Origin of the sequence: Prosthecomicrobium pneumaticum, assembly GCF_014199915.1 — a bacterium.
Lineage (GTDB): Bacteria > Pseudomonadota > Alphaproteobacteria > Rhizobiales > Kaistiaceae > Prosthecomicrobium > Prosthecomicrobium pneumaticum.
On the sequence record NZ_JACHOO010000009.1, the window covers coordinates 141,113 to 152,175 of the forward strand.

Annotated in this window: 14 protein-coding genes; 13 read left to right on the forward strand and 1 reads right to left on the reverse strand. The window is 64.7% G+C overall.

Translation table 11 applies throughout. The features are described from left to right. The first annotated feature begins 4 nt into the window (after positions 1–4). Complete coding sequence (locus tag GGQ63_RS18650; RefSeq protein ID WP_246429873.1) at positions 5–1,021, forward strand: hypothetical protein; 1,017 nt, start codon at positions 5–7, stop codon at positions 1,019–1,021. Positions 1,022–1,215: 194 nt separating this feature from the next. On the opposite strand, the gene GGQ63_RS18655 is transcribed toward GGQ63_RS18650, so the two are convergent. After that, a complete protein-coding gene (locus GGQ63_RS18655; protein ID WP_183858117.1) occupies positions 1,216–2,082 on the reverse strand; it encodes an alpha/beta fold hydrolase in 867 nt (288 codons plus the stop codon). Between the two features lie 68 nt (positions 2,083–2,150). Between GGQ63_RS18655 and GGQ63_RS18660 the strand changes: the two genes are divergently transcribed. From GGQ63_RS18660 to GGQ63_RS18715, 12 genes are all read left to right on the forward strand, one after another. Next, positions 2,151–2,423 (forward strand): metal/formaldehyde-sensitive transcriptional repressor, encoded by a 273-nt coding sequence (locus tag GGQ63_RS18660; protein WP_183858118.1) that lies wholly within the window; start codon positions 2,151–2,153, stop codon positions 2,421–2,423. Between the two features lie 28 nt (positions 2,424–2,451). Then, the gene (gene dmeF, locus GGQ63_RS18665) at positions 2,452–3,411 is read left to right on the forward strand and encodes a CDF family Co(II)/Ni(II) efflux transporter DmeF (RefSeq protein ID WP_183858119.1); all 960 of its coding nucleotides are present in this window, start codon (positions 2,452–2,454) and stop codon (positions 3,409–3,411) included. Positions 3,412–3,451: 40 nt separating this feature from the next. Then, positions 3,452–4,876 carry an IS1182 family transposase gene (locus tag GGQ63_RS18670; protein WP_183858120.1) on the forward strand — a complete coding sequence of 475 codons (1,425 nt, stop codon included), beginning with the start codon at positions 3,452–3,454 and terminating at the stop codon, positions 4,874–4,876. A 167-nt stretch (positions 4,877–5,043) separates the two neighbouring features. Continuing rightward, positions 5,044–5,997, forward strand: coding sequence for an ArdC family protein (locus GGQ63_RS18675; RefSeq protein WP_183858121.1), 954 nt, complete (start codon positions 5,044–5,046; stop codon positions 5,995–5,997). Continuing rightward, on the forward strand, positions 5,994–6,365 hold the full coding sequence (locus GGQ63_RS18680) for a DUF2958 domain-containing protein (RefSeq protein WP_183858122.1): 372 nt from the start codon (positions 5,994–5,996) through the stop codon (positions 6,363–6,365). Before GGQ63_RS18675 ends, GGQ63_RS18680 begins: the two co-directional genes overlap by 4 nt. Before the next feature lie 176 nt (positions 6,366–6,541). Beyond that, on the forward strand, positions 6,542–8,695 hold the full coding sequence (locus tag GGQ63_RS18685; protein ID WP_183858123.1) for a ParB N-terminal domain-containing protein: 2,154 nt from the start codon (positions 6,542–6,544) through the stop codon (positions 8,693–8,695). Between the two features lie 60 nt (positions 8,696–8,755). Next, positions 8,756–8,977, forward strand: a complete 222-nt coding sequence (locus tag GGQ63_RS18690; protein ID WP_183858124.1) for a hypothetical protein — start codon at positions 8,756–8,758, stop codon at positions 8,975–8,977. 71 nt (positions 8,978–9,048) lie between these two features. Continuing rightward, positions 9,049–9,702 (forward strand): hypothetical protein, encoded by a 654-nt coding sequence (locus GGQ63_RS18695; protein WP_183858125.1) that lies wholly within the window; start codon positions 9,049–9,051, stop codon positions 9,700–9,702. Position 9,703: 1 nt separating this feature from the next. Then, the gene (locus GGQ63_RS18700; RefSeq protein ID WP_183858126.1) at positions 9,704–9,898 is read left to right on the forward strand and encodes a hypothetical protein; all 195 of its coding nucleotides are present in this window, start codon (positions 9,704–9,706) and stop codon (positions 9,896–9,898) included. 70 nt (positions 9,899–9,968) lie between these two features. Beyond that, positions 9,969–10,394: a hypothetical protein gene (locus tag GGQ63_RS18705; RefSeq protein ID WP_183858127.1), complete on the forward strand. Its 426-nt coding sequence runs from the start codon at positions 9,969–9,971 to the stop codon at positions 10,392–10,394. Next, positions 10,391–10,633 carry a DUF6117 family protein gene (locus GGQ63_RS18710; RefSeq protein WP_183858128.1) on the forward strand — a complete coding sequence of 81 codons (243 nt, stop codon included), beginning with the start codon at positions 10,391–10,393 and terminating at the stop codon, positions 10,631–10,633. The genes GGQ63_RS18705 and GGQ63_RS18710 overlap by 4 nt, the downstream gene beginning before the upstream one ends. Positions 10,634–10,769: 136 nt before the next feature. Then, the gene (locus GGQ63_RS18715; RefSeq protein ID WP_183858129.1) at positions 10,770–11,051 is read left to right on the forward strand and encodes a DUF4326 domain-containing protein; all 282 of its coding nucleotides are present in this window, start codon (positions 10,770–10,772) and stop codon (positions 11,049–11,051) included. Positions 11,052–11,063: the final 12 nt, after the last annotated feature.

An 11,063-nucleotide genomic window follows, 5' to 3' on the forward strand; every position in this document is an offset into this window, starting at 1 on the left:
CGAGGTGCTTCAGACTCCCGGCGCTGCTTATGGCGCGTGGTCCATTCTGGATGCCCTGCTCGCCGCGACGGGTCCGGGCACACCGTTCATCTTCAAGGAGCCTCTCGGACAAGCTCGCGAGGTGAAGGTCGCGCTGTCGGGCCTGTTCGGACGCTTTGTGGCGCGCGCCTATCTCGAGCGCTACCTCGACCTTTCCATCTTCGCGCATCTCACGAGCCGATCGCTGCTCCTCGATGGCCGGCGCCGCATCGATATCGTCCGCCGCTCCCGTGGCGATCTGCCGGACTGGGTGGCCTGCGCCGCCGATCTCACGTCCCTGACCGTGGCCGAGGCCAAAGGCTGTCATGACCCAAGCGGTCCCGACAAAGCGCTCACCAGGGGATGGACGCAGGCCCAGCGCATCGACGTGACGGCTAGGGGACGGAAGGTGACGATCAAGCGCGTCGCGATCGCCACGCGCTGGGGCGCTGCGACAAATGGACCAGCGCAAGCGTACCTGTCAGTCCGTGACCCGGTCGACGAAGGCGAGCCGATCGATGCGGAGGACAAGGACGCCGTCTTCATCGGGCTGCTTCGTCACCACATCGCCAACCTGGTCGCTCCGCTCGGCCATGCCGAGTTCGCGGGCGCGCTTCGGCGGCTAACCCGCGAACGCTCTGAGCACGGGCTTCAGCGTGACGTCGCGAGCGCCAGAGCACTCCTGAATGCTGCACCTGTACAGGAAGTGGACGGCGCCAGCGCCATTGACGGGCTCGTTGGCGGAATCGTCACCCGGGCGGGACCGCTGACCGACGCAACCGCGAATCCCGCCGATCAGGATGTGCTTGCCCGGCTCAACCTGCGCCCGGTCTTCGTCGGCATAGAGCGGGATCTCATCGATGCGGCGATCGAGGGCGAGGCCAAGACCGTGCGCGACCGGCTAGCCGCAACCACCAGGCACGATGAATTCGCGCGTGCCGATCGCGCCGGCGGATGGGTGATCCCCCTTGGCGCAGATCGACACATTATCGGAAGCGCGTAGTGGCGTTCCATGGTGGCAGCGGCAACCGGATGCACTCGCTTTGACTTGTTGCCGTTATCGTATCTCAACTACGACAATTCGGACTTTCTCAAATAGGGGAAGGCCTTCCCCTGCGGCCGAGCCAATGTCTCGGCCGACCCCTTCTGCGGGGAGACCCCCAGGCTGTGCAAAAACGCCGCCAAACCCGCTCACATCTACGCCAGTGCGCTCAGAAGCGCCTTTGCCGTATCATCGGGATATTCTTCGTAAAATGACAGCTTGCCTCGCGGCAAAACCGTGACGCTGACATTTTCCAAGCTGGCGAGCATGGCCGTCTCGGCCTTGGACTTGCGGGGCGTGCTTTCCGCATAGAGCACAGAGATATTGCCCGGAATGCTGCTCGCGGCGCCGAGCCAGGGGTCTCGGGTCGGGAACGGATCGAGTTCACCTGCGACGAAGCGGAACGATGCATACCGCGCGCCCGGTGCTTCGGTGACGGTGCGTTTTTCCGCCATCCTGTCACCCGTCAGCCATGCGGGGTCAGCATAGACATGGCCCCGCGCCATTATGCCGATGACCGGTCCGGTGACGTTGAGCCGATAGAAGGCTGCGCCCGCGAGCGGCAGGTCGACACCCTTGGCGAGCGCCCGGAACAGGCCCAACCGCTTTCCTGCCATGGTCGGTAGCGGGCCACGCCAGGTTGGCGACACCAGGACGAGGCGGCCGGTGCTATCGGGATCGGCCGCCGCCTGCGCCAGCACGTAGCCGGTGGCATGGCCCGCCGCGACAGTAATCTCGGGCCGGATGACCTCGGCCAGCACGAAGCGCAGGAAATCCCGATAAATATCCGGTCGCCAATCCACCTTCGGCCGCGGCAGCGTACCGAAACCTGGCCAGTCGATCGCAACTGTCGCGTAGTGCTCGGCCAGCCTTTCCTGCAATGGACGCATCTCTTCGCGCATGGAGATCGAGCTGAGCGCGGGCAGCAGCAACATGCCCGGACCAGTACCGGCGCGCGTCAATCCGACGGTGACCGGCTTGCCGTCAGCCACCCATTCGATCCGGTCTTCGGTCCATTCCATGACTTCACCAATCCCACCTTATATAGTATAGTACCCTATACCATTTGGAGGAGAGGTTAGCCACCGCCATGTCTCACACCATCCGCGACAAAGAGAAGCTGATTGCCCGAGTGCGCCGCCTGAAAGGTCAGATCGAGGGGATCGAGCGCGCGCTTGAGGCCGAGAAACCCTGCGGCGAAATCCTGCGCCAGCTCGCCTCTGCCCGCGGCGCAATGAGCGGGCTGACTGCCGAGGTGATGGAGGATCATCTGCGCGAGCATGTGCTTCATGCTGAAACCGACGCCGACCGCCGGCAGGGCGGCGAAGAACTGATCGAAGTCATCCGAACCTACATGAAGTAAGCCGGAACGCCGGCGGGAGCCAAGTCACATGTCCGCAGTCGACATCTCAACACATACCCACGATCACAACTTCCTCGGGCGCGACCACCGACGGAACGAATATAGGGTTTGGCTGGTCATCGCCCTGACCGCGTCGATGATGGTCGTCGAGATCGTCGCGGGTACGGTCTATGGCTCGATGGCGCTGGTGGCCGATGGTTGGCACATGTCCACCCATGCCGGCGCGATGCTGATTACCGCGCTGACTTACCTCTACGCGCGCCGCCACGCCGATGATCGCCGCTTCACCTTCGGCACCGGCAAGCTCGGCGATCTTGGTGGCTTTGCCAGCGCCGTCGTCCTTGCCCTGATCGCGTTGCTGATCGGCTGGGAGAGCCTCGTGCGGCTGGCCAATCCGGTCGAGATCAGCTTCGGGCAGGCCATCGCCGTCGCCGTGGTGGGACTGGTGGTCAATCTTGTCTGCGCCTGGCTGCTTCGCGACGATCATTCCCATCATCACCATGGGCACCATCATGCACACGAGCACGATCATGACCACGGCCACCATGAGCATGCACGCGACAACAACCTCCGCGCCGCCTATCTGCATGTGCTGGCGGATGCGCTGACCTCTATCCTCGCCATCGTGGCATTGCTGGCCGGACGCAGCTATGGCTGGCTCTGGGCCGATCCCCTCATGGGCGTCGTCGGCGCGCTGGTGATCGCACGCTGGTCTTGGGGGCTGATCCGTGATTCCGGCGGCGTCCTGCTGGATAGGCTTCCCGATGACGAGGATCTGCCCGCGGAAATCCGCGAGGCGCTGGAAACCGACACCGACCGGATTGCAGACCTGCATGTCTGGCAGGTTGGGCCAGGACACCACGCCGCCATCCTCTCGGTGGTATCGAGCGCTCCCCGAGAACCGTCGCACTACAAGGCTCGCCTCGCGGAAATACACGAACTCTCCCACATCACCGTCGAGGTCGAACGGGTGAGTGTCACCGCCTGAATCCGAAATGGATTGAACGAGGCCCGCCGGAGGAAGTTTGATGACCCGCTTCATCGAAGGTCACGACCGCCATCAACCCAGTCTACTTCCTCCCTGCATTGACGACTATGTTGCCCCCGAGGCGCTCGTCCGGGTCGTTGACGCGTTCGTCGAGACTCTCGATCTTGCGGCACTCGGCTTCGGTCGCACAGTCTCGGCGACGACCGGACGCCCGGGCTTCCACCCTGGCGATATGCTGCGCCTCTATGTCTGGGGCTATCTGAACCAGCTTCGCTCCTCCCGACAATTGGAACGTGCCTGCGAGCGTGATCTTGAGGCGATTTGGCTGATGCGGCGCATGTCGCCCGACTACCGGACGATCGCCGCATTCCGGCACGACAACCCGGAAGCCATAGTCGGCGCAGGTGCTGCCTTCATCCGCTTCTGTCGCGAAGCCGGGCTGATCGCGGGCGGCAAGGTCGCGCTGGATGGCACCAAGATGCGGGCGGTGGCCAGCGCCAAGAACATTGCCGGGGCCGAACGCCTTGCCAGAGACATTGCGCATACTGAAGCGGAAATCGCCTACTATCTCGACCGTCTCAACATTGCCGATGAGCATACCGCCCAAGGGATCGAGGATCAGACGGTTCATCGTGATGCCTTTGCCCAGGCTATCGGTTCGCTGGAGCGCCGGAAGGCGAGACTTGAGCGGCGGCAATCCGAGCTTGGCGATCACGACACGGATGTCGTCGTCTTCGGAGAACCGGACGCAAGACCGATGGGCTATGGCCGCGCACCGAAGTTCCCCGCATACAATATGCAGAGTGTCGTCGACGTCGAAAGTGGCTTGATCGTTCATCAAGATGTCGCCAACGAGGCCAACGACAGCCAGTTGCTTCACCCGATAGCGATGGCCACGAAAGAGGTTCTCGAAGTCGACGAACTGGACGTTCTGGCCGATGGGGGATACTCGAACGCCCAGGAAGTTGCCCGTTGCGAACAGGATGGCGTTCGCGTCGCCGCCCCAATCAAACGGGGCGCCATGAGGGCGGAATACTTCCGGCCCATACAGTTCGTTCATGACGAAGGGACAGACACCATCCGCTGTCCGGCCGGAGCCATCATGCACCCGAAGGGCAAGCACACCCGCAATCGCGCCATTCGATACCGGACGCCGGCCTGCCAGACTTGCCAGATCAAAGGACAATGCACGCCAGGATACCAGCGCACGATCCATCGGCTTGTGGACCAGGGGGCGCTCGACCGTATGGAACGGCGAATCCACGAGAATCCTGATCTGATGACGGTTCGTCGTTGCACCGTCGAGCATCCCTTCGGGACCATCAAAAGAATGACCGGCGGAGGACGCTTCCTGACACGAGGACTGAGGCGAGTGAAGGCGGAAGCAGCGCTCTCGGTTCTCGCCTTCAACCTTATCCGTGCCTCAAACGCCTTTGGAGTACAAACGCTGATGGCACGGGGGTGATCGGAGCCTTCGCGCTGGTATGATCTGCCGATCTGCCGCCAATGGCGTTCGCGTTTTTGCACAGCCTGCCCCGCAACGCCCCCTTAGAGTGAGAGTGCGGATCGGGTTTTCCGTGACGGGTTGAGGGCTGGAGGAGAGGCCTCCGGCGCCCGTCGCGGAGAACCGCGATGTCCAGACATCATCATCATGCTCGCGCCCGTGCGGACCGCGCGAGTCTCTACGACGACATCACCAACAAGATCATCGCCGAGTTGGAGGTTGGGCGTGTGCCCTGGGTCCAGCCCTGGGGAACGGCGGCCGCAAAGGCGCCGCTTGCCATGCCAGCGAACGCCGCGACCGGCCGGCAGTATTCGGGGATCAATGTGCTGATCCTGTGGGGCGCGGTCATCGAGCACGGCTTTCCCCTCCAGAGCTGGCTGACCTTTCGCCAAGCACTGTCGCTCGGCGGCCATGTCCGCAAGGACGAGCGTGGCACCACGGTCGTCTACGCCGATCGCTTCGTTCCCGACGACGAGAAGAAGCGTGCGCAGGAGACCGGTGAGGAGGCGCAGGCGATTCCGTTCCTCAAGCGCTTCACCGTGTTCAACGTCGCGCAGTGCGAGGATCTGCCCGACGACCTTGCGGTCGCGGCGCCTGCGCCGGAGCCCGACCTGATCGAGCCGCGCGTCGAAGCGCTGATCAAGAAGACCGGCATCGCCTTTCGCATCGGCGGCAACCGCGCCTTCTACGTGCCGACGCATGACTACGTGCAGGTCCCGCCTCCGCAGGCGTACTTCCAAACCATCGACTGGCACCGCACGGCCCTGCATGAGCTTGGCCATGCAACAGGTCATGCATCGCGTCTCGGCCGCGACCTCTCCGGCTCCTTCGGCTCGAAGAAATACGCGTTCGAGGAACTGGTCGCCGAGATGAACGCGGCGTTCTGCTGCGCTTCGCTCGGCATTGTCCCGACCGTGCGACACGCCGACTACATCGGTTCGTGGCTGGAGGTGTTGCGCGAGGATAATCGTGCCATCGTTCGCGCCGCGTCCCAGGCCAGCAAGGCGGCTGACTGGCTGCTTGCCTTCCTCCCCGAAACCGAGACGGCCAGCGAACCCGCGAACGACAGGAGGGCGGCATGATCCTCCTGACCGATGGCCTGCGCGAGCGACTGCTCGCCAATGGGCTTGAACGCGGCGCTGACCATGTGCCCGTCGTCAAGTTCTTCAACCCGCTGGGTGAAGGCGTCTGGCTCGCGACCGAGCTGGACGCGGACGGCGATACGCTCTTCGGACTCGCCGATCTCGGCGATCCCGAGCTAGGCAGTTTCTCCCTCGAAGAACTGACCTCGATCCATCTGCCGTTCGGGATGGGGATCGAACGCGACATCCTGTTCACCGGCGATTTCTCGCTCTCGGTCTGGGCGGAAGCCGCTCGCGAGGCGGGGAGCATCCGCGCGGCGGAACGCATCCTCTACCGCGCAGCGCGGCCGCGCCGCGATGGGACGTAACGCGCCCATCCTGAAACCCGCAAAGCTGGAAACGCACACGTCTGTATCTCCGCCTTGCGGAAAACCGGATCATCTGCCGGCGGCGCCGTCCTCAGAGGTAGAGGGCGGCGCTTCGCTTTGTGACGGGTTGGAAGCCGAGAGAGAGGCTCTCGGCGCCCGTCGCGGAGTATCCCGACATGGCAAAGGCTGCCAAGAAGATCGTCTTCTCGCGCTCGCGCGACATTCCCTTCAACAAGCTCGTGCTCTCGGAGGCCAACGTCCGGCGAACCCGGCCGGAAGCCGAGCTCGACGAGCTGGTCCACGACATCGGCCGACGCGAGGACCTCGTCCAGGGCCTCAACGTCCGCGCCATCCTCGATGAGGACGGCAACGAGACCGGCATGTTCGAGGTGCCGGCGGGCGGGCGCCGCTATCGCGCGATCGAGCGCCTGGTGAAGGCCAAGCGCTTCCCGAAGGACGGGCTCGTCCCCTGTATCGTTCGGAAGTCCGACACCAAGATTCTCGCCGAAGACGACTCCCTCGCCGAGAACCTTCTGCGCGCGGGCCTTCATCCTCTCGACCAATTCCGCGCATTCCAGGACATGCTCGACAAGGGCATGACCGAGGAAGAAATCGCCGCGGCCTATCTCACGACGGTGCAGGTCGTGAAGCAGCGGCTGCGTCTCAACGCGGTCTCGCCCGTCCTGCGCGACGCTTATGCCCAGGAGAGCATGACGCTCGACATGCTGATGGCCTTCACCGTCAACCCCGATCATGCGCGTCAGGAGCAGGTGTGGGAAGCCGTGCAGCATTCGTACAATCGGCAGCCCTGGCATATCCGCCAGTTGCTGACCGAGACCACGATCCCGGCCTCGGACAAGCGCGCGCGCTTTGTCGGCGCCGACGCGTATGTCGCGGCCGGCGGCGCGGTGCTGCGCGACCTGTTCGAGGACGATAATGGCGGCTGGCTCCAGGACCCAGCGCTGCTTCACCGCCTGGTCGGCGAGCGGCTCAAGACCGTGGCCGAGGAGATCGCCAGCGAAGGCTGGAAGTGGGTGAAGATCGACCTCGACCTGCCGTATGGCTACGATCATGGTCTGCGCCAGATCGCCGGCGCTTCCGTTGATCTCACCGACGAGGAACGGGCCGAACGCGAGACGCTGCGCGCCGAATACGATCGGCTCGAGGCGGAGTATGACGGCGCCGACGAGCTGCCGGACGAGATCGATCAGCGCCTGGGTGAGATCGAGGAGGCTCTCGAGGCCTTCGAGAAGCGTCCGGTCGTCTACGATCCCGCCGACATCGCTCGCGCCGGGGTCTTTGTCAGCGTGGACCGCGACGGCGACGTCGTGGTCAACCGTGGCTATGTGCGGCCCGAGGACGATGCGCCTGTTGCCGTCGACGGCGCCGACGCTGAGGTCGATGGAGAGGACGGTGGGATTGATGTTCCCACAACGCCGTCCGTTCAGCGCGCTGTCATCACCATCGGCGGACAAGAGCCGGAGGGCGACGAAGATGAGGACGATGATGGCGTCAAACCGCTGCCCGAGCGCCTGGTCATCGAGCTCACTGCGCACCGCACGCTGGCTCTGCGGGAATCAGTCGCCAACCATCCGCACGTCGCTCTCACGGCGCTCCTGCACAAGCTGGTGCTCGACGCCTTCAAGCGCAACGCGCACGGCTCCGCCGTCGAGGCAGCCGTTCGGGAGGTTCACTTTCCCGTTCAGGCCACCGACCTGAAGGACAGCGCTTCCGCGAAGGCCATCCAGGCCCGTGTGGAAGCGTGGAAGGCCGACATGCCGATCGAGGACGACGATCGGCTGTGGGACTGGATCGCGGGGCTTGACGATGCGAGCCGTCTCGCACTGCTCGCACATTGCGTCAGCTATGGGATCAACGCTCTTCACGAGCGTCCGAATCCCTATAGCGGCAACGGCGTCTCGCAGCACGGCCTCGACCGGCGGATGCGCGACGCCGACCGCCTCGCGCGCGCCACGGGCCTTGACATGGTGGAGGCTGGATGGCGCCCGACCGCGGCGAACTATCTCGGCCGCGTCACCAAGAGTCGGATCGTCGAAGCCGTGCGAGAAGCACTCGGCGAGGAGAAGGCGCAGCTTATCGACCACCTCAAGAAGGCCGACATGGCCAAGGAGGCCGAGCGTCTGCTCGCGGATACCGGTTGGCTGCCGGAGCCGCTGCGTTCCGCCGATGCCGACGCGACGACCACGGCGGAGGCGAACGAGGCCGAAGCCGACGATGCGCTGCCGGCCTTCCTCGCCGACGATGAGGACGAGCAGCCAGGTGACGGCGAGGTCGATGTCGACGACCCGGCGATGATCGCCGCCGAGTAACGCGACCATGGCGGGGGTGGCTTCAATCGCTCCCGCCATTTCTCAACAAGGAGCATTCCGATGACCAAGCTCAGCTCGGCCACGCCGCGCCGCGTCGTCTTCCAGTATTTCGTGCCGGTCCACGTCGAGGTCGAGGACGGCCTCGTCAGCAGCGTGACGGTGATCGACGAAACGCCCGTCGAGAACCCGACCTTCGTCGAAGGGCACACCGACTATCTCGATGAAGCGGTGAGCGCCGCCGATGACGGCCAGTCCTGGCCCTCGTGGGAGTTCGGCTACTAGCCAGCTCTCTCCTCACTAAACCCTCAACGGCCCGGCCCTCGCGCCGGGCTTTCTCGTTTCAGGAGCCTGTCATGCCCACCTATACCGTTGAAACGACCTATCGTGTGCCGGTCTACCGGCAGCGAACCTATGAGGCCGCGACTCCGGCCGAAGCCTGCCGTCAGGCCATCGAGGACGATGACTGGTCGAACGACAAGCTCGACTACGAGGCCGCCGGCGAAACCTATGTTACCGGCATCTGGCTCGGCGCTGACGCCGCCTATTCGGGTGAGACTGTCCCGGTCCCATCGCATTTCGATGAGACCATCCATCGCAAGGCCGCGCACTTCGAGGTGCTGTTCGGCCTCCTCAAGATCTTCGTTGCGGATCAGAGGGCCGAGCGACGGACAGACGCATACTGGCTCGCGCGCGCAAACGCCGCGATCGCAAAGGCCGAAGCGATCCTGGCCGGCGCTCGCGATCCCGACGAGCCCGTCGCGGCACCGCGGCCCTATCACGTCCTTGCACAGCTCCAGGAGGATCGCGTTCGCGACCAGATCGCATCGATCATCGAGACCGATCATGACTTCGAGGGTCTGACGCCGAACGCAGTATCGGATGACGACGTTCATGCCGCTTGCCTGTCCGTCGCCGCCAACACCGATCTCACCGAGGAAGTCGGCGCAGCCGAGTTCCGCGCAGCACTCGCCGCCCTGCGAGCGGCGAAGGACGCGAAGGGGGACTGAGATGTACGGCGCCTATCTCCGCCTCGACGTCACGGTCTGGGCCAGCAACCGCACGGTGATCCGCGCTGCGCGGCGCAAGCTCGCGCAATCGGCTCGCCGCGATCCCTCCAAGCGGGACGCGCGCAAGCGCTTCTACCGCGAGATGCTCGAGCATCACGCCAACGCGCAGCGGCTCGTCGTCCAATTCCGGCTCTGACGCTCAGGCAGAAACCCCGTCTTTCAACCAGCCCGGCACGCGCCGGGCTTTGTCGTTTCAGGAGGCTGACATGGCCGATTTCTTCACACACTTCTCCTGTCTTCTCGACCTCGGCACGCCGGAGAACGCCGCGCGTGCGCTCGATCTCTACAGCCGCATGATGGAGGCGAACGCCGCGGAGGACCCGCCGTCCGATGCGTTTCTCCTGTCCATCCAGCCAGAGCATGGCGGAAGCCAGCTCTGGATTCGCGACGATGCTACCGGCGATGCGCAGACCGTGATCGACTTCGTGCTCCGATGTGCCGAGGAATTCGGCCTCACTGGGCGCTGGGGCTTCCAATGGGCAAACACGTGTTCGCGCCCGCGCGTGAACGCCTTCGGGGGCGGCGCGCACGTCCTCGACCTCGGCCGTCGCAAGACCGTGGCTTGGATTGCAACCAATCCCTGGCTCGACGCCACGCTCTCGGCCAAGCGCAGCAAGCGAGGTGCGGCATGAGCATCCCCGATCACGCACGCGCCAATTTCGCGACGCTGCTGCGGGCCGCGGCTGATGGCAACCTCGCGCTTATGGAATGCACCGACGCCGTCACCGGCGAGGCGCGCTTCGTCATCTGCGCTGTCGGGCGCGACGGCACGGATTTCGTGTTCACACCGTTTGGCCATCTCGCTGACGGCAATCCGTTCGACGCCTACGTGCCGCCGTCCGCAACCCTGCCGGACGAACCGCCCCCCTGATCTCTCGCGCCGCGGGCCTGTCTGGACGCGGCGGCTCGCTGGTCAACGGGCGAGCCGTTTCCGCATCGGCTCCCGATGCGTGACCTGCCGCATCTCAGCCGCGTCCCGTCGCCATAGGAGATCAGGAGGCGATCGCATGTGCAGGGTTCTCAACAAGCATCACGCAGGCGTGCCGGCGGGCGCCGTCTACATCGGCCGCGGCAGCAAATGGGGCAATCCGTTCCGGATCGGCCCGGACGGCGACCGCGCCGCTGTCATCGCGAAACACGAGCGCTGGCTCGCCGATCAGCATCACTTGCTGCGCGCGCTCGACGAGCTTCGCGGCCGCGATCTCGTCTGCTACTGCGCGCCGCGTCCGTGCCACGGCGATCTGCTGCTGAGGCTCGCCAACGCAACGCGCGACGAGCGCATCGCGTAGTGGCGCGCTGTG

Coding starts and splice junctions, on each gene's coding strand:
- GGQ63_RS18705 (WP_183858127.1), top strand. CDS start 9,969: ATGGCCGATTTCTTCACACACTTCTCCTGTCTTCTCGACCTCGGCACG.
- dmeF (WP_183858119.1), top strand. CDS start 2,452: ATGTCCGCAGTCGACATCTCAACACATACCCACGATCACAACTTCCTC.
- GGQ63_RS18660 (WP_183858118.1), top strand. CDS start 2,151: ATGTCTCACACCATCCGCGACAAAGAGAAGCTGATTGCCCGAGTGCGC.
- GGQ63_RS18685 (WP_183858123.1), top strand. CDS start 6,542: ATGGCAAAGGCTGCCAAGAAGATCGTCTTCTCGCGCTCGCGCGACATT.
- GGQ63_RS18695 (WP_183858125.1), top strand. CDS start 9,049: ATGCCCACCTATACCGTTGAAACGACCTATCGTGTGCCGGTCTACCGG.
- GGQ63_RS18710 (WP_183858128.1), top strand. CDS start 10,391: ATGAGCATCCCCGATCACGCACGCGCCAATTTCGCGACGCTGCTGCGG.
- GGQ63_RS18715 (WP_183858129.1), top strand. CDS start 10,770: ATGTGCAGGGTTCTCAACAAGCATCACGCAGGCGTGCCGGCGGGCGCC.
- GGQ63_RS18675 (WP_183858121.1), top strand. CDS start 5,044: ATGTCCAGACATCATCATCATGCTCGCGCCCGTGCGGACCGCGCGAGT.
- GGQ63_RS18680 (WP_183858122.1), top strand. CDS start 5,994: ATGATCCTCCTGACCGATGGCCTGCGCGAGCGACTGCTCGCCAATGGG.
- GGQ63_RS18700 (WP_183858126.1), top strand. CDS start 9,704: ATGTACGGCGCCTATCTCCGCCTCGACGTCACGGTCTGGGCCAGCAAC.
- GGQ63_RS18670 (WP_183858120.1), top strand. CDS start 3,452: ATGACCCGCTTCATCGAAGGTCACGACCGCCATCAACCCAGTCTACTT.
- GGQ63_RS18690 (WP_183858124.1), top strand. CDS start 8,756: ATGACCAAGCTCAGCTCGGCCACGCCGCGCCGCGTCGTCTTCCAGTAT.
- GGQ63_RS18655 (WP_183858117.1), bottom strand. CDS start 2,082: ATGGAATGGACCGAAGACCGGATCGAATGGGTGGCTGACGGCAAGCCG.